Below are 1,204 nucleotides of genomic sequence, written 5' to 3'. Positions count from 1 at the left end.
CATTGGGGAAGATCCCGACCACGCGGGAGCGGCGCTTGATCTCCTTGTTGACCCGCTCGAGCGGGTTGGTCGACCAGACCTTGCGCCAGTGGGCCTTCGGGAACGCCGTGAACGCGAGCACCTCGGCCTTGGCCTCGTCCATCAGCGGACCAACCTTCGGGAACGAGGCGGCGAGCTGGTCGCGGACCTCGTCCCACGCGGCGGCGACGGCCTCGCGGTCGGGCTGGGCGAAGATCGTGCGGAACACCGCGGCCACCATATCGGCGTGGGACTTCGGAACGTGCGCCAACAGGTTGCGGGCGAAGTGCACCCGACACCGCTGGTGTCCCGAGCCCTGGAAGGACCGCTTCAACGCCGCCACCAGCCCGGAGTGCTGGTCGCTGATCACCAGCCGCACCCCGGACAGTCCGCGCTGCTTGAGGCTGAGCAGGAAGCTGCGCCAGAACGTCTCGTCCTCGCTGTCCCCGACATCAACACCGAGGACCTCCCGGCTGCCGTCGGCGGCGATCCCAGTGGCGACTACGACGGCCATCGAGACGACCTGGCCGCCCTTGCCGGGCTTGTTGCGCACGTGCAGGTAGGTCGCGTCGAGGTAGACGTAGGGGAACGCGGTGTGGTCCAGGGGTCGGGTGCGGAACGCCCCGACCGACTCATCGAGCTGCTCGCAGATCCGAGACACCTCTGACTTCGAGATCCCGGAGTCGGCGCCGAGCGCGACGACCAGGTCGTCGACGCTTCTGGTCGAGATGCCGTGGACGTATGCCTCCATCACCACCGCGTACAGCGCCTGGTCGATCCGGCGGCGGGGCTCGAGGATGGAGGGGAAGTACGAGCCCTTGCGGAGCTTGGGGATCCGCAGCTCGATGTCGCCGGCCTTGGTGGCCAGCAGCTTGGGTCGGGTGCCGTTGCGTTCGGTGATCCGGTCCTCGGTGCGCTCGTAGCGTTCCGCGCCGATCACGCCGGCGGCTTCGAACTCGACAAGCTCTTGGAGCACGGTGCGGACCGACTCGCGGATCATGTCGACGCCGTCGCCGGTGCGGAATGCTTCGAGCAACTCAGACAGGGCAGACTGGGACAAGGCCATCGGTGGTTCTCCTTCAGTGCGTGGATTTCGCCGTTCACACCGAAGATCCCGCCGATGGCCGCCTACTTCACGCAGCCCCGCCGCTGGACCTCAAACCCCACCACCACAGGGGACTCTCCT

The 1,204-nt window shown here is 67.5% G+C and carries 1 protein-coding gene; it reads right to left on the bottom strand.

The genetic code is table 11. From position 1 onward, the window contains the following. Positions 1 to 1,084 (bottom strand): IS256 family transposase (locus ACYVAQ_RS23360; RefSeq protein WP_460793014.1); only part of this gene is annotated, 1,084 nt, incomplete at its 3' end. Positions 1,085 to 1,204: the final 120 nt, after the last annotated feature.

This window comes from Nocardioides maradonensis (assembly GCF_054777115.1).
Note: the sequence above shows the minus strand (reverse complement) of the source record. Positions and strands in the feature narration are given on the sequence as shown.